At 62.3% G+C, this 14,422-nt stretch carries 15 protein-coding genes; 12 read left to right on the top strand and 3 right to left on the bottom strand.

Features of this window, described 5'->3' with window-relative positions; translation table 11 throughout:
* Positions 1-11: 11 nt before the first annotated feature.
* The 12 genes from hisC to ECTOBSL9_RS14735 all read left to right on the top strand — a co-directional run bounded on the left by hisC (position 12) and on the right by ECTOBSL9_RS14735 (position 12,069).
* On the top strand, positions 12-1,133 hold the full coding sequence (gene hisC / locus ECTOBSL9_RS14790) for a histidinol-phosphate transaminase (protein WP_063465688.1): 1,122 nt from the start codon (positions 12-14) through the stop codon (positions 1,131-1,133).
* A complete protein-coding gene (locus ECTOBSL9_RS14785) occupies positions 1,130-1,987 on the top strand; it encodes a prephenate dehydrogenase/arogenate dehydrogenase family protein (RefSeq protein ID WP_063465687.1) in 858 nt (285 codons plus the stop codon). The genes hisC and ECTOBSL9_RS14785 overlap by 4 nt, the downstream gene beginning before the upstream one ends.
* Positions 1,988-2,080: 93 nt before the next feature.
* Entirely contained in the window at positions 2,081-3,409 is a 1,329-nt protein-coding gene (aroA, locus tag ECTOBSL9_RS14780; RefSeq protein WP_063465686.1) for a 3-phosphoshikimate 1-carboxyvinyltransferase, read from the top strand.
* The gene (gene cmk / locus ECTOBSL9_RS14775) at positions 3,406-4,098 is read left to right on the top strand and encodes a (d)CMP kinase (RefSeq protein WP_063465685.1); all 693 of its coding nucleotides are present in this window, start codon (positions 3,406-3,408) and stop codon (positions 4,096-4,098) included. Before aroA ends, cmk begins: the two co-directional genes overlap by 4 nt.
* A 78-nt stretch (positions 4,099-4,176) precedes the next feature.
* Positions 4,177-5,859 (top strand): 30S ribosomal protein S1, encoded by a 1,683-nt coding sequence (gene rpsA, locus ECTOBSL9_RS14770; protein ID WP_063465684.1) that lies wholly within the window; start codon positions 4,177-4,179, stop codon positions 5,857-5,859.
* 108 nt (positions 5,860-5,967) lie between these two features.
* On the top strand, positions 5,968-6,294 hold the full coding sequence (locus tag ECTOBSL9_RS14765) for an integration host factor subunit beta (protein ID WP_158407551.1): 327 nt from the start codon (positions 5,968-5,970) through the stop codon (positions 6,292-6,294).
* Positions 6,295-6,354: 60 nt separating this feature from the next.
* Positions 6,355-6,627: a lipopolysaccharide assembly LapA domain-containing protein gene (locus ECTOBSL9_RS14760; protein WP_238625184.1), complete on the top strand. Its 273-nt coding sequence runs from the start codon at positions 6,355-6,357 to the stop codon at positions 6,625-6,627.
* Between the two features lie 6 nt (positions 6,628-6,633).
* Complete coding sequence (gene lapB / locus ECTOBSL9_RS14755) at positions 6,634-7,842, top strand: lipopolysaccharide assembly protein LapB (protein ID WP_063465683.1); 1,209 nt, start codon at positions 6,634-6,636, stop codon at positions 7,840-7,842.
* A gap of 87 nt (positions 7,843-7,929) precedes the next feature.
* The gene (gene pyrF, locus ECTOBSL9_RS14750) at positions 7,930-8,646 is read left to right on the top strand and encodes an orotidine-5'-phosphate decarboxylase (RefSeq protein WP_063465682.1); all 717 of its coding nucleotides are present in this window, start codon (positions 7,930-7,932) and stop codon (positions 8,644-8,646) included.
* Between the two features lie 100 nt (positions 8,647-8,746).
* A complete protein-coding gene (locus tag ECTOBSL9_RS14745) occupies positions 8,747-9,034 on the top strand; it encodes a helix-hairpin-helix domain-containing protein (protein ID WP_063465681.1) in 288 nt (95 codons plus the stop codon).
* A gap of 117 nt (positions 9,035-9,151) precedes the next feature.
* Complete coding sequence (gene galU / locus ECTOBSL9_RS14740; protein WP_063465680.1) at positions 9,152-10,045, top strand: UTP--glucose-1-phosphate uridylyltransferase GalU; 894 nt, start codon at positions 9,152-9,154, stop codon at positions 10,043-10,045.
* Positions 10,046-10,170: 125 nt separating this feature from the next.
* Entirely contained in the window at positions 10,171-12,069 is a 1,899-nt protein-coding gene (locus ECTOBSL9_RS14735) for a hypothetical protein (RefSeq protein ID WP_063465679.1), read from the top strand.
* Here the strand turns inward: ECTOBSL9_RS14735 and ECTOBSL9_RS14730 are convergent, their stop codons facing one another.
* From ECTOBSL9_RS14730 to msrP, 3 genes are all read right to left on the bottom strand, one after another.
* Complete coding sequence (locus ECTOBSL9_RS14730; RefSeq protein ID WP_063465678.1) at positions 12,070-12,387, bottom strand: hypothetical protein; 318 nt, start codon at positions 12,385-12,387, stop codon at positions 12,070-12,072.
* 451 nt (positions 12,388-12,838) lie between these two features.
* The gene (locus ECTOBSL9_RS14725) at positions 12,839-13,462 is read right to left on the bottom strand and encodes a sulfite oxidase heme-binding subunit YedZ (protein ID WP_063465677.1); all 624 of its coding nucleotides are present in this window, start codon (positions 13,460-13,462) and stop codon (positions 12,839-12,841) included.
* Positions 13,462-14,409, bottom strand: a complete 948-nt coding sequence (msrP, locus tag ECTOBSL9_RS14720) for a protein-methionine-sulfoxide reductase catalytic subunit MsrP (RefSeq protein ID WP_063465676.1) — start codon at positions 14,407-14,409, stop codon at positions 13,462-13,464. Before msrP ends, ECTOBSL9_RS14725 begins: the two co-directional genes overlap by 1 nt.
* Between the last annotated feature and the right edge of the window lie 13 nt (positions 14,410-14,422).

Genomic DNA, 14,422 nt, shown 5'->3' with positions numbered 1-14,422 from the left:
CAGGAGAGAGTATGAGTTGTGATTTCCAGGCCCTGGCCAACGCCGGGGTGCAGAAGCTGATGCCCTATCAACCCGGCAAGCCGGTGGAAGAGCTGGAGCGTGAGCTGGGCATCTCCGAGAGTATCAAGCTGGCCTCCAATGAGAACCCCCTCGGCCCCAGCCCCCGTGCCATCCAGGCCCTGGGAAGCCTGCTGGATCAGCTGGCGCAGTACCCCGATGGTAACGGTTTTGCGCTGCGTAACCGCCTGGCAGAAAAGCTGAGTGTGGAGGCTGAGTGCATCACCCTGGGTAATGGCTCCAATGATGTGCTGGAGCTCATCGCCCGCGCCTATCTGGCGCCGGGACGCAGCGCGGTGTTTTCCGCCCACGCCTTTGCCGTCTATCCACTGGCTGTACAGGCCGTGGGCGCAGAAGCCCGGGTGGCCGCCGCCCATGCGCCAGACCATGCCATGCCCTGGGGGCATGATCTGGCTGCCATGGCGGATCAGGTCACCGATACCACCCGCGTGATCTTCGTGGCCAATCCCAATAACCCCACGGGTACCTGGGTGGATGGTCAGAGCCTGCACGATTTCATTGCTGCCCAGCCGGCCGATACCCTGGTGGTGGTCGACGAGGCCTATTGCGAGTATGTGGAGGAACCGGATTACCCGGATACCACGCGCTGGTTGGCCGAATTCCCCAACCTGATCGTGACCCGGACCTTCTCCAAGATCCACGGCCTTGCCGGACTGCGCATTGGCTATGCCGTCTCGCACCCGCAGGTGGCAGATATCCTCAATCGTGTGCGCCAGCCCTTCAATACCAATAGCCTAGCTCAGGCGGCGGCCCTGGAGGCCCTTGATGATGACGCCCATGTGCGTCAGTCGGTGCAGGTGAACCGCGAGGGCTTGCAGCAGCTCAGTCAGGCCTTCGATGAACGCGGTCTGGGTTATATCCCTTCCGTGGGTAATTTCATCTGCGTGGACGTGGGTGGCGAGGCCGAGCCGGTCTATCAGGCACTGCTTCACCAAGGGGTGATCGTCCGGCCTGTGGGCGGCTATGGCTTGCCCCGTCATCTGCGCGTCACTGTGGGGCGTGCCCATGAGAACCGGCGTTTCATCGACGCCCTGGACCAGGTGCTGAACCGGTGATCCGTCGTCTGACCATCTTTGGGGTGGGCCTCATCGGCGGCTCACTGTCCCTGGCCCTGCGGGCCGCGGGTACCTGCCAGGAAGTGGTGGGTTGCTCCCGCTCGGAAAGCCATCTGCGCGAGGCAAAGGATCTTGGCGTCATCGACCGCTACACCCTGGACCCGGTGGAGGCCGTCAAGGGTGCGGATATGGTGGTGCTGGCCGTACCACTGGGTGCCATGCGAGGTGTTTGCGAGGCCATACGCGGCCATCTGGAGCCGGATGCCTCCCTCACCGATGTGGGCAGTGCCAAGGCCAGCGTCGTCGAGGCCGTGCGCGAGGGATTCGGCGAAATGCCGCTGGGGTTCATTCCGGGGCATCCCATCGCTGGCACCGAGAAGAGCGGCGTATCGGCTGCCTTTCCCACCCTGTTCCATGAGCGACGGGTGATCCTCACGCCCCTGGAAACCACTGATCTGGGTGCCCTGGCTAGAGTGCGGACCATGTGGGAGGAGGCCGGTGCGGTGGTTGAGACCATGTCGGTGGAACACCACGACGAGGTCCTGGCCGCCACCAGCCATCTGCCCCATCTGCTGGCTTTTGGCCTCGTGGACAGCCTGGCGCGCATGGGCGAGCGAGAGGAGATCTTTCGTTACGCCGCGGGCGGTTTTCGGGATTTCACCCGCATTGCATCCAGCGACCCGGTCATGTGGCGGGATGTCTGTCTGGCCAATCGGGAGGCCATCCTGAAGGTGATGGGCCGCTACCAGGAAGATCTGGGCATGATCACCCGGGCCATCGAAGAGGGCGATGGCGATTCCCTGCTGGAGATCTTCCAGCGTGCCAAGGGTGCCCGTGACCGTTTCTGCCCATGAGGGTGGCATCCATCACCGTTTTTCGTTTTCAAGACCGAAGGCTACCTGATATGTCCGAGATGACCCGGTTGGCCGCTGCCGAGGAGAGCATGCATGACTGACCCACAGGAGGTGACACTGCAGGTGGAGCCCGGCGGCCGGCTGCACGGCCAATGCCGGGTGCCCGGGGACAAGTCCATTTCCCATCGGGCCATCATGCTGGGTGCCCTGGCCGAGGGTGAAACCCGCATTACCGGATTCCTCGAAGGCGAGGATTGCCTGGCCACCCTGAAGGCCTTCCGTGCCATGGGGGTGGAAATCGATGGCCCCGAAAAGGGGGAGGTGCATGTGCGTGGCGTGGGCCTGCATGGCCTCAAGGCGCCTGCGGGTCCCCTGGACGTAGGTAATTCGGGCACCTCCATGCGTTTGATGGCCGGGCTGCTCTCCGGGCAGGCCTTTGACTCCACCCTCACCGGCGATGCCTCCCTGACCCGCCGTCCCATGCGCCGGGTCACCGAGCCCCTGGCTCGCATGGGCGCACGCATCCGCACCAGCGATGATGGCACGCCCCCTCTTTTCATCGAGGGTGGCGCGCTGCTCCAGGGGATCGACTATCGCATGCCTATCGCCAGCGCCCAGGTGAAGTCCAGCCTGTTGCTGGCAGGGCTGTATGCCCAGGGGCAGACCTGCGTGACTGAACCGGCCCCGACCCGCGATCACACCGAGCGCATGCTGGCCGGCTTTGGCTACCGGGTGCAGCGTCATGATGGGTGTGTGTGCCTGCGCGGGGGAGGGCAGCTCCAGGGGGGAGTGATTGATGTCCCGGCAGATATTTCCTCAGCAGCGTTTTTCCTGGTGGGGGCGAGCATTGCGCCGGATTGCCAGCTAAGACTGGAGCACGTGGGCATGAACCCCACACGAACAGGCATCATCGACATCCTCAAGCTCATGGGCGCCGATATTCAGGTGGAGAATCCTCGTGAGGTCGGGGGCGAGCCGGTGGCGGATCTGCGGGTGCGCTCGGCGCCACTGCACGGTGTGCGTATCCCCCCTGAGCTGGTGCCCCTGGCCATTGACGAATTCCCGGCGCTGTTCGTGGCAGCGGCCTGTGCCCAGGGCGAGACCGTGCTCACCGATGCCGAGGAATTGCGGGTCAAGGAGAGTGACCGGATCCAGGTGATGGCTGAAGGCCTGGCCACGCTGGGTATTCGGGCTCGTCCCACGCCGGATGGGATTGTTATCGAAGGCGGGCAATTCACCGGGGGAACCGTTGACAGTCACGGCGACCACCGGGTGGCCATGTCCTTTGCCATGGCGGGCCTGCGGGCCCAGGCACCGATCCGGATACGCCACTGTGCCAATGTGAACACGTCCTTTCCCGGCTTTGTACAGCTGGCGGGGCGCATGGGGCTCAATATCCAACAGCAGGAGGGTGAGGCATGAATGCGCCTGTCATCACCGTGGACGGGCCAAGCGGTTCGGGCAAGGGCACCATCAGTCGTCAGGTGGCCGAAAGGCTGGGCTGGGGCTTTCTTGATAGTGGTGCACTGTATCGTCTGGTGGCCCTGGCTGCACTGCGCCGCGAACTGCCCCTGAATGATGCTGATGCCCTGTTCGATCTGGCCCGCAACCTGGATGTGCATTTTGAAACCGGGGGTGAAGAGGGTCCGCAGATCTTTCTTGACGGCCAGCGCGTGGCCTCGGAACTGCGTACCGAGGCCTGTGGCGACGCCGCCTCCCAGGTGGCGGCCCTGCCGCCGGTGCGCGAGGCACTGCTGGCCCGCCAGCGGGACTTTCGCGTGGCCCCGGGATTGGTCGCCGATGGCCGGGACATGGGTACGGTTGTCTTCCCCGACGCACAGTTGAAGGTCTTTCTTACAGCCAGTCGTGAAGAGCGCGCCCAGAGACGTTACAAGCAGTTGATGGAACAAGGACTTAGTGCTAACCTTCAGTCCCTTTTAGACGAGCTTGCCGAACGTGACCGGCGTGACACCGAGCGGGCAGTGGCCCCGCTCAAACCGGCGGAGGATGCCGTTGAGGTGGACTCCACCCACATGAGCATCGACGCGGTGCTCGATGAGATTTTCTCATTGGCGGCCAAGCGCGGCTTAAATACCGTCCCCGGCAGGTAAGCCAGGGATTCTTTTAAAAACAACCGGTTTGCAAACGGACTTATTGCAAGCCTTAATCAATGCAGGTTCAACTAACCCATGACAGAAAGTTTCGCGCAAATGCTCGAGGAGAGCATGGCCAGCACCCAGATGCGGCCCGGCTCCATCCTTCACGGCACCGTCATCGACATCCGCAACGACATGGTTGTGGTGAACGCCGGTCTGAAATCCGAAGGTGTGATTCCGATCGAGCAGTTCTACAACGACAAGGGAGAAGTCGAAATCCAGGTGGGTGACGAAGTTGAAGTTGCCCTGGAAACCCCCGAAGACGGCTTTGGCGAGACCCGCATGTCCCGCGAGAAGGCCAAGCGGGCCAAGGCCTGGGAACGCCTGGAAGAAGCGATGGAGAAGGACGAGACCATCTCCGGCATGATCAGCGGCAAGGTCAAGGGCGGCTTCACTGTCGAACTTGGCGATATCCGCGCATTCCTCCCCGGCTCCCTGGTGGATGTTCGCCCCGTGCGCGACACCGCCTACCTGGAAGGCAAGGAGCTGGAATTCAAGCTCATCAAGCTGGATCGTCGCCGCAACAACGTCGTGGTGTCCCGCCGTGCCGTGGTGGAAAAGGAATACAGTGCCGAGCGCGAGGCCCTGCTGCAGAACCTGCAGGAAGGCATGATGCTCACCGGTATCGTCAAGAACCTCACCGACTACGGTGCGTTCCTGGATCTGGGTGGTATCGACGGCCTGCTGCACATCACCGATATGGCCTGGAAGCGGGTCAAGCATCCCTCCGAAGTGGTCAACATCGGTGACGAGATCAACGTCAAGGTGCTCAAGTTTGATCGCGAGCGCAACCGTGTGTCCCTGGGCCTCAAGCAGCTGGGTGAGGATCCGTGGGAGAACATCACTCGCCGCTACCCTGTCAGCACCCGCCTGTTCGGCAAGATCACCAACATCACCGACTACGGCTGCTTCGTGGAAGTGGAAGACGGCGTCGAGGGCCTGGTGCACGTCTCCGAGATGGACTGGACCAACAAGAACGTCAATCCCGCCAAGGTCGTGACCGTGGGCGAGGAAGTGGAAGTGATGATCCTCGATATCGACGAGGAACGTCGCCGCATCTCCCTGGGCATGAAGCAGTGCCAGCCCAATCCGTGGGACGAGTTCGCCGCCATGCACAACAAGGGCGAAAAGGTCACGGGTGTCATCAAGTCCATCACGGACTTCGGCATCTTTGTGGGCCTGGACGGTGGAATCGACGGTCTGGTTCACCTGTCCGATCTGTCCTGGAACATGCCTGGCGAAGAAGCCGTGCGCAACTTCCGCAAGGGCGAAGAGATCGACGCAGTGGTCCTGTCCGTGGATCCCGAGCGCGAGCGCATCTCCCTGGGTCTCAAGCAGCTGGACAAGGATCCCTTCTCCAACTTCGTGGCCGAGCACAGCAAGGGCAGCATCGTCAAGGGTGTGATCAAGGAAGTGGACGCCAAGGCAGCCATCATTGATCTGGGCGATGGTGTCGACGGCGTGCTGCGTGCTTCCGAACTTTCCCGGGATCGCGTTGAAGACGCCCGCACCATGTTGAATGTGGGTGACCAGATTGATGCCAAGTTTGTCGGCGTGGATCGCAAGAACCGCACCGTGAGCCTGTCCATCAAGGCCAAGGAAACCGATGAAGAGCAGGAAATGATGCAGGACTACAGCAGCTCCTCGGTTGCCACCACCTCGTTGGGTGACATCCTCAAGGAACAGCTGGCCGGCAACGATCCGGACAAGAAATAATCGGGAGGGCACCAAGCACGCTGGAGCCAGGGATGGCTCCATCGGGCCGCTGACTCCGCGCTCGAAGGCACCCGGCGAACCAGCCAGGGATTGTCATGGTGGTGTAACGTGCAACAGGGCAGGACGATGACGAAATCGGAACTCATCGATATACTAGCTCGCAAACAAAGCCATCTCGCGTACAAAGATGTCGAGCTGTCTGTGAAGACCATCCTCGAACAGATGAGCCAGGCCTTGGCGACTGGGGATCGCATCGAAATCCGTGGTTTCGGAAGTTTTTCCTTACACTTCCGCCCGCCGCGGGTGGGGCGCAACCCGAAGACGGGCGAGACCGTGTCTCTTCCCGGGAAGTACGTGCCTCATTTCAAGCCTGGCAAGGAACTGCGGGAGCGGGTGAACGAGCCGGAAAAGCCTGACAAGGTGGCGATCCGCTGACGTGGCAACAACCAATGTCCACAATCGGGAATGCAGCCCATGAGTCGATTGATACTTATCTTGTTTGTTATCGTAGCCGTTGTGCTGGGAGCCAGCTTCACGGTCATCAACGCGGGGGACGTGGATGTCAACCTGTACCTGGAGACCTACCAGGTGCCCCTGTCCATCGTGGTATTCGTGAGTCTGCTGCTGGGGGCCATCCTTGGGGGGTTGGCCACGTCCGGTATGGTGATGAGTCGGGGCCGCGAAGTACGGCAGATGCGCAAGCGCTGCAAGCGTGCCGAAGACGAAATCGCCAGACTGCGCCAGTTGCCCAGTAGCGGGAAGGTGTAAGCCTGCATGCTCGAACTCCTGTGGCTGCTGCTCCCCGTAGCAGCAGCTTCGGGATGGCTAGCAGCGCGCCGTGCCCAAAAGGGGTCCAAGGCCCCGGGTCGGGGCGCTGCCTTTTCGTCCGAGTACATCCAGGGCCTCAATTACCTGCTCAGTGAGCAGTCTGATCGTGCCCTGGAAGTCTTCATCGATATGGTGGAGGTGGATCCAGAGACGGTGGAGACTCACCTGATTCTGGGCAGCCTGTTCCGGCGAAGGGGCGAGGTGGACCGGGCTATCCGGATACACCAGAACCTCATGGAACGCCCCGGGCTCGAGCCGGCCCAGCGGGCCAACGCCTTGATGGAACTGGGGCGTGACTACATGAAGGCTGGCGTACTTGATCAGGCAGAACACCTGTTCAAGGAGCTGGTCGGGCTTGGCTACCTCCAGGCAGAAGCCTACCAGCGTCTCAGGTCCCTCTACGAGCAGGAAAAGGACTGGCTCCAGGCCATCTGGGCCAGCGAACAGCTCTGCGAATTCTCCAGCGAACCTCAGAACCGTCGCATCGCCCACTATCACTGCGAATTGGGCGAGATTGCCCGTGCGCGAGGCGATCTCGCGGAAGCAGGGCGGTGCGCGCGCAGGGCGCTGAGCTTTGATCAGCATTGCGCCCGGGCCAGCATTCTCATGGGTGATCTGGCGCGGGAAGAAGATCACCCCCACCTGGCCATCGAGCATTACAGCCGGGTGATGCGTCAGGATGCGGGGTTCGTCACGCTGGTACTGGAGCAGGCCAGGGAGGCATTCCAGACGCTGGGCGATACGGCGGGCTATGAGAGTTTCCTGCAATCGGTGCGGGAGAATGACGTCTCGGTCAGTTCGGCCCTGGCTCTGGCACGTCTGCTCCACGACAAGGATCAGCGCGAGCCCCTGGACCAGTTGTTGACTGAAGAGATGGGACGGGATCGGGTGCCCTTGCGGCTGGTGAAGGAGTACCTGCTCATCATGTCTGCCCGCGGCGAGGCCGCCGATGTGGATGCGCTGGATAAGGTGGCCCGGGCCCTGGACGCCTTCCTGCGGGAGCGCCCTCAATTTGGCTGTGTGCGTTGCGGCTTTCAGTCCCGTAACCATTTCTGGCATTGTCCAAGCTGCCATGCCTGGGGCAGTATCCGGCCCCTGGAACGACCTCAGATGACCCGTCCGGAAACCTCCCTCACACCTCCGGCAGGTACTTGACCATGAGTGCCATCAGGGACGATGCGCGCCCGTGCATTCGCCTCGCCCCTATCCATTTCATCCCTTACCTGAACCTCCGTTGCCGACATGCTGACTCAAAACCCTGACCCCCGCATCATCATCGCCCTGGACTTTCCCGATGCCGATACGGCACTGTCGTTCGTGAAGCCCCTGGATCCTGCCCAATGCCGTCTCAAGGTGGGCTTCGAGTTGTTCGTGGCCGCTGGTCCGGCGCTGGTCGAAGCCCTGCAGGCACAGGGCTTTGAGGTCTTTCTGGATCTTAAATTCCATGACATCCCCAACACGGTGGCAGGCGCCTGCCGCACGGCCGCAGCCTTGGGGGTGTGGATGATCAACGTGCACGCCAGCGGCGGCCGACGCATGATGGAAGCCGCGCGGGAGGCGCTGGAAGGAGGGGGCAAGCGTCCTTTGCTGATCGCGGTGACGGTGCTCACCTCCATGGATGATGCGGAGCTGGAGGCCTGTGGCATCGGGCGCGGTGTGAATGACCAGGCACGTTTTCTGGCCCGTTTAACCCAGGAGAGCGGCCTGGATGGAGTGGTGTGTTCGGCTCGCGAGGCCCCCGGTCTGCGACAGGAACTGGGTACCGGGTTCCTCAAGGTGACCCCGGGTATTCGCCCTCGCGGTAGCGAGGCGGGGGATCAAAAGCGCATCGTCACGCCTGCAGATGCCATCCGTGATGGGGCTACGCACCTGGTTATTGGCCGTCCCATCACACGGGCGCAGGATCCGGCTGCAGTACTTGCTGCCATCCATCAGGAGCTGCTGGGCATGGAGACTTGAAGAACCGGCAAACTTGGGTAAGATAGTGAGCGTGAGCCGCAGGAAGGCAGGACAGACTGGCTCACGACACACCATGGATATGCCAAGGAGGCAATTGGTCATGAAACATCTCTCCGTTTTGATCCTGTTTTTTCTTTGCACCTTCACCGTGGCCGGTTTGCAGGCCAGCGGCCCCGTGGACATCAACCGCGCGGACGCCCAGGCCCTCTCGCAGGCCCTGCAGGGTGTGGGGCCGGCCAAGGCGCAGGCCATCGTGGAGTACCGCGAAACCCATGGGCCGTTCCGGTCGGTCCATGAATTGACACAGGTCGTCGGCATCGGTGCCCGGACTGTGGAGATCAATCTGGACGTGATTACGCTGGATCAGGATGTGGCAATCACCCAATAGAAGCCGGTAACCCAAACCCGGCGACGAAGACAAGGGGCAGCAGCGCTGCCCCTTGTCTTTTTGTGGGGCGGTCGCGCATGCTTCCACTACCACTCAACTGGACGCTGAAGACTCATTATGCACAAGAAGATTCGCAAGGCCGTCTTTCCCGTGGCAGGCATGGGAACGCGTTTCCTTCCGGCCACGAAGGCCAATCCCAAGGAAATGTTGCCGGTGGTGGATAAGCCGTTGATCCAGTACGCCGCCGAGGAGGCCGTGGCGGCCGGGATCGATGTTCTCGTGTTCGTCACGGGCCGTAACAAGCGCTCCATCCCCGATCACTTTGACAAGGCCTATGAACTGGAAACGGAGCTGGAGGAGCGCGGCAAGGAGAAGATGCTGGAGATCGTCCGCAACATCCTGCCACCGAACGTGACGTGTGTGTATATCCGTCAGGCCGAGGCCCTGGGTCTGGGTCATGCCGTGGGCTGTGCCCGCCCTGTGGTGGGGGACGAGCCCTTTGCGGTGATCCTGGCAGACGACCTCATCGACGGGGAGGGGGGCGGTTCCGCCCTCAAGCAGATGGTGGACGTTTATGAGGAATATGGCTGCAGCATCCTGGGTGTGGAAGATGTACCCAAGGACGAGACGCACAAATATGGTGTGGTCAGCCCGGAGCGTGTGACCGATCGCCTCTGGGATGTGAAGGCCATCGTGGAGAAGCCGGACCCGGCCGATGCACCCTCCAATATGGCGGTGGTGGGTCGTTACATCCTCACGCCACGGATTTTTGATCTGATTGAAAGCACAGGTAAGGGGGCAGGGGGTGAAATCCAGTTGACGGACGCCATCGCAGACCTTTTGGGTGAGCAGCGCGTGCTGGCCCAGCGTTTTCAGGGGACCCGTTACGACTGTGGCAGCAAGCTGGGCTATCTCCAGGCCACAGTGGAATATGCCCTCAAGCACCCGGAACTGGCAGATGATTTCCGTGCTTATCTACAAAACGACGTGTGCAAGCGCATCCTGGGCTGACGCGTCTCTGGCAGGACCGTGCCCCCTGCAACAATGTGTTGTTGTGCGCGGGCGGTCCACGCCCGCGAAGCTGTGTGCTGTCTCCCTGAGGGCGTCGCCCGCAGGCCTCTGCGGAACCTCCTGAGGTGAAATGGAGCCAGTTCAGTCGGTTCCGCCGGCCGAGACAGCAGGACGGTGTCTCCCTGGGGCGGGCGGAAAATGAAAAGGTGGAGCGCGTTACGCGGGCCGTCAGGCGCGTGCGCGTTTCCCGTAATCTCCTCAAGCTTGTCTGGACCGCCGGGCCGGTGACCGGCCTGGGCCTCTACGGCGGCTACTACATCGGCTACGGACAACCGCCGTCCCCTCAGCTTCTCACTTATTTCATCAGCTTTACCATTCTCTCGGGCTTGATCGGTCTGCTTGCCACGATCGTTTACGACAGCACCCACGGCATGTCCAAGGAGCAGGCCCGGGCGGATGTGCTGGAAACCATTGATATTCTCGGTGACCTCATCCTGGCTGTCCGTGATCTCTCCATGGAGGGTTTTGAAGTGGATGTTCGCCGCCGGGAGGCGGCTGTCCAGTTGTTGCAGCGCGTGGATCTGTCGCCGGATGGGGTGGCCTTTGCCTGCGAGGAACTGATCGGAGATCAGGCGTTGGGTCAGACACTGGCCCATATCGATCATCTTCGTCGGGCGGGACTGTACAGTCGTATCCGTGACCTGCATCAGGAGCATGGGAAGCGTTTTGACCAGGCCCTTTCGGAGCTTCAACCGGTGGCCCCCATCGCTGCCTCCATCCTGCGCGAGCGTTACATGGGCGGGGCGCCCAAATTGCAGCATGGCACGCCCAGGGATGATTTTTTTGTGGAACGCGTGATGGCCGCCATCGAGCAGGATAATCCCCTGTTGATGACGGCAGCCGACGTGGAGGCCATGCTGGTATTGGCTTTCGAGCTGATCAATGGTCGTGAGATTCCCCTGCTGCTGTTCAGTTACCGGGGAAAGTGGCGTCTGGCTGCGGCACTGGACCGACTGGAGGAACGGCGCAGCCGCTATCGCATTGCCCAGGCGGCGGGGGGCAACCGGATCCGCGCGCTGGCCTCCTGGCTGGTGGAAGTGGAAGCCTTGCCGTATGAGGAGGTGCCGGAAGGGTTGTCGACACCTGTGCTGGTGGAGCGTGTGCTCAAGGCGCTGGATGGCATCACAAGGGACCTTTCCGAACTGAGTGGCCGGGCCGATCATCTTCCCAATGGCGTCACCTTGAGTGATGTTCGCCGCCAGGGCGACATCCTGGCCAACGCGGTACGGCTGTATCGCATGGCCCATGAGGCCTTCAAGGATATCGGTCGCGTGCACGCGGAATTCCTCAAGGCAGCGGAGGAATGGGAGCGGTTCGTTTCACAGTTTGGCGAAGAGACCGGTCAGTTGCGTCTCGGGCCAGGCAGCAAGGGCCTGCGGATTGTCGAGAAGGTGGTCAGTCTGGATGAGGATGCCCGGGAGGCCTTTTGCAGCCACATCGTCAATTATCTTCATGGTGAACATCTGGAGAAACGTGGCCGGCGCTTTTTCACCCGTCAGGACGGGCGTCGTCGTGCGCTGACCCTGGAGGGAGCCCGGCAATTGGCCGTGGAAGTGGCCCTGGCGCTGGAGCCCCACGTGCAACTGTCACGGGCGGAAGTGCAGCGGGGTGTGGGTGCCACCAATGCCAGTTACCTGGGGGGGCTGGAGCCGGGGATGAGCGCTCAGGACAAGCGTGCCCTGGGTGAGGCGATGGCCCAGGATGTGGAGCAGGACATGAGCCAGCCGGCAGAACGGCTGGCCTTGGTCCTGGTGAAGCACTACCGGGTACAACTCACGGATGATGCGTGTGAGTTTCTCAAGGAGACCTACGGGGCCAGAGAGCAGGTGTTGAGCATGATTTCCCAAAGTCAGGCCGAGGAGATGCCCCGCATGAACCTGCTGAGTCAGCGTCCCCCGGTGGTTCCGGCGCCCAGGCGCAATTGGTACCGGGCGCTGGCCCAGGCCCGCCGGATCCTGCCATGATCAGGGCTGTGGCTGGCGGCTCTTCGCCTGCGCTGGCATGTGCCGATTCAGGCGGGCCAGTGTGCTCTCCGGCAGGCCCCGGGTGAGACGGCGCGCGGTGTGGTCATCCAGGCTGCGTAGCACAAGGATCTGTGACTTCTCCGCCAGTTGCAGGAAGTTCAGGCGTGCGGAGCCGAATTCACCGTGGCAACAGGCGCGATAAACGACCTTCGGGCTGACGGGGCGGCCAGTAGGGGTGGTGCCGGGCGTGTTGGGAAAATCCACCGACAGCAGGGCACGATTGAGAAGACGGGTGAGGTTATGGGCGATCCGGTTCATGGGCCTCTCCTGGCTGCCATGGGCAGCACGGGTTGACGATGCATGGGGTACGTTACGGCCTTGGCCGTATGGGCATGCACGAGAGGACCTCGAAGAACGGTCGAGGGAAAACACGAGCAGACGCGATCTCCTGCACGCGAACCTGAATCGAGGTCAAACGTGCGGGTGAATGCCTGCGGGGATTTCAAGCTCCCTGACTGCGCCGACTGCCGCGACACATCAGGAAGCCCGGGAGCGGTAGGGAGTTACCGCGTGGAGGGCCGACCCTGACGGACGTCGTGGCATGCCAGTCGCGGGCCAGCGAGGGCCTCAGCGCGCATGCATCTACAACAACTGTCCATCGTTGAAAAACGCCTCTGTTGCTAGACAAATGCCCCGCGCACAAACACGCGGCAGCGCACAAATGATAACCTCAAGTCCACCGCATGTGAAGCGCAGGATGCCTCCGCGCTTAAGCCCGCTTCCCCAGCCAGGTGATCAGCGCATCCCCCAGACGAAAGCCCATCAGGCCCACCAGCACGGCGGCGGTGGCCACAACCTCGGGTCGATCGCCCCGGTCCAGCAGGGCAAAATGCAAGATGCCAAAGGCCGCGGAGAGATAGGCCAGGCGATGCAGCCATTGCCAGCGTGGCAGTCCCAGGAGTGTCTGGGCGCGGCGTAATGAGGTGAGCACCAGCGGGATGAGCAGCAGCAGGCCGATCAGCCCCACCTGCAGGTGCAGCATGCGGGCGATCTCCTCGACGATGAAGTCCCAGAACCAGGCCTGTTCCAGGCCGAGCCAGACCAGCAGGTGCAGGCTCAGGTAGGTGAAGGCCCAAAGGCCCATCTGCCGGCGCACGGTCATGAAGGCCGCCCACCCGGTCAGGCGAAACGCGGGTCCCAGGGCCAGGGTGGCCAGCAGCCAGTAGAGCCCCCAGCGACCCAGGTGATGCAGCAGGGTCTCCTCCGGGAACACCCCCAGATGATCCGCATGCCAGGCCCAGGCCAGCCAGGCCAGCGGCGTCAGCGCGCAGGCCATTACGGCGAGTCGCGCCAGGGTGTGCCAGGGAATCGAGGGCGCGCGCTGTGGCTGCATCAGAAATGCTTCTCCAGATCCATGCCGGTGTACAGGGCGGCAACCTGTTCCTCGTAGCCGTTGAACATCAACGTACGCCGGCGCCCGCGCTCACCCAAACGACGCTCCGTGGCCTGGTGCCAGCGCGGGTGGCGCACATTCGGGTTCACGTTGGCGTAAAAGCCGTATTCGCGGGGTTGGCTGGCCTCCCAGGACCCCACCGGCTGTTCCTCTACCAGACGGATGGCAACAATGGATTTGATGCTTTTGAAACCGTATTTCCAGGGCACCACCAGGCGCAGCGGCGCCCCGTTCTGGTTCGGCAGCACCTCGCCGTACATGCCCACCGCCAGCAAGGTCAGCGGATGCATGGCCTCGTCCAGGCGCAGGCCCTCACGATAGGGCCAGTCCAGGATGTCCCGACGCTGGCCCGGCATCTGCTCGGGGTCATGCAGGGTCTCGAATGCCACGAATCGGGCGCGTGAAGTGGGTTCAAAACGCTGCAGCAGATTCCTCAGGGGAAAACCCACCCACGGGATCACCATGGACCAGGCCTCCACGCAGCGTAGCCTGTAGATGCGCTCCTCCAGATCATGGGGCTTGAGAATGTCCTCCAGGGTGTAGACGCCGGGTCGGTCCACCTCGCCTTCGATGCGCACCGACCATGGATCAGTGCGTAACTGCTGAGCATGCTTCCTGGGGTCTTCCTTGCCCGTGCCGAACTCGAAAAAGTTGTTGTAACTCATGGCCGTCTCGCGATCGGTGAGAGCCTCATCAGTGCCGAAGCGCCCTGATTCGGCGTCGGCCACCTGGTCGCGCCAGGCCAGGGCACTGCTCGGGAACAAGCCGGGGAGGGCGGCGGCGCCCAGCATGGCCGCGGCCTGTTTCATGAAACGTCTGCGTTGGGCGTAGAGCTCCCTGGGTGTGATCTCGTGACTGGGAGGAACGGGATAGCGGTAACGGGCCATGCATGGCACCCCT

The organism is Ectothiorhodospira sp. BSL-9, from assembly GCF_001632845.1.
Taxonomy (GTDB): Bacteria; Pseudomonadota; Gammaproteobacteria; order Ectothiorhodospirales; family Ectothiorhodospiraceae; genus Ectothiorhodospira.
Note: the sequence above shows the minus strand (reverse complement) of the source record. Positions and strands in the feature narration are given on the sequence as shown.

Bases quoted from the DNA above. Each gene is read 5' to 3' on its own strand.
- hisC (WP_063465688.1), top strand. From the start codon at position 12: ATGAGTTGTGATTTCCAGGCCCTGGCCAACGCCGGGGTGCAGAAGCTG.
- aroA (WP_063465686.1), top strand. From the start codon at position 2,081: ATGACTGACCCACAGGAGGTGACACTGCAGGTGGAGCCCGGCGGCCGG.
- cmk (WP_063465685.1), top strand. From the start codon at position 3,406: ATGAATGCGCCTGTCATCACCGTGGACGGGCCAAGCGGTTCGGGCAAG.
- rpsA (WP_063465684.1), top strand. From the start codon at position 4,177: ATGACAGAAAGTTTCGCGCAAATGCTCGAGGAGAGCATGGCCAGCACC.
- lapB (WP_063465683.1), top strand. From the start codon at position 6,634: ATGCTCGAACTCCTGTGGCTGCTGCTCCCCGTAGCAGCAGCTTCGGGA.
- pyrF (WP_063465682.1), top strand. From the start codon at position 7,930: ATGCTGACTCAAAACCCTGACCCCCGCATCATCATCGCCCTGGACTTT.
- ECTOBSL9_RS14745 (WP_063465681.1), top strand. From the start codon at position 8,747: ATGAAACATCTCTCCGTTTTGATCCTGTTTTTTCTTTGCACCTTCACC.
- galU (WP_063465680.1), top strand. From the start codon at position 9,152: ATGCACAAGAAGATTCGCAAGGCCGTCTTTCCCGTGGCAGGCATGGGA.
- ECTOBSL9_RS14730 (WP_063465678.1), bottom strand. From the start codon at position 12,387: ATGAACCGGATCGCCCATAACCTCACCCGTCTTCTCAATCGTGCCCTG.
- ECTOBSL9_RS14725 (WP_063465677.1), bottom strand. From the start codon at position 13,462: ATGCAGCCACAGCGCGCGCCCTCGATTCCCTGGCACACCCTGGCGCGA.
- msrP (WP_063465676.1), bottom strand. From the start codon at position 14,409: ATGGCCCGTTACCGCTATCCCGTTCCTCCCAGTCACGAGATCACACCC.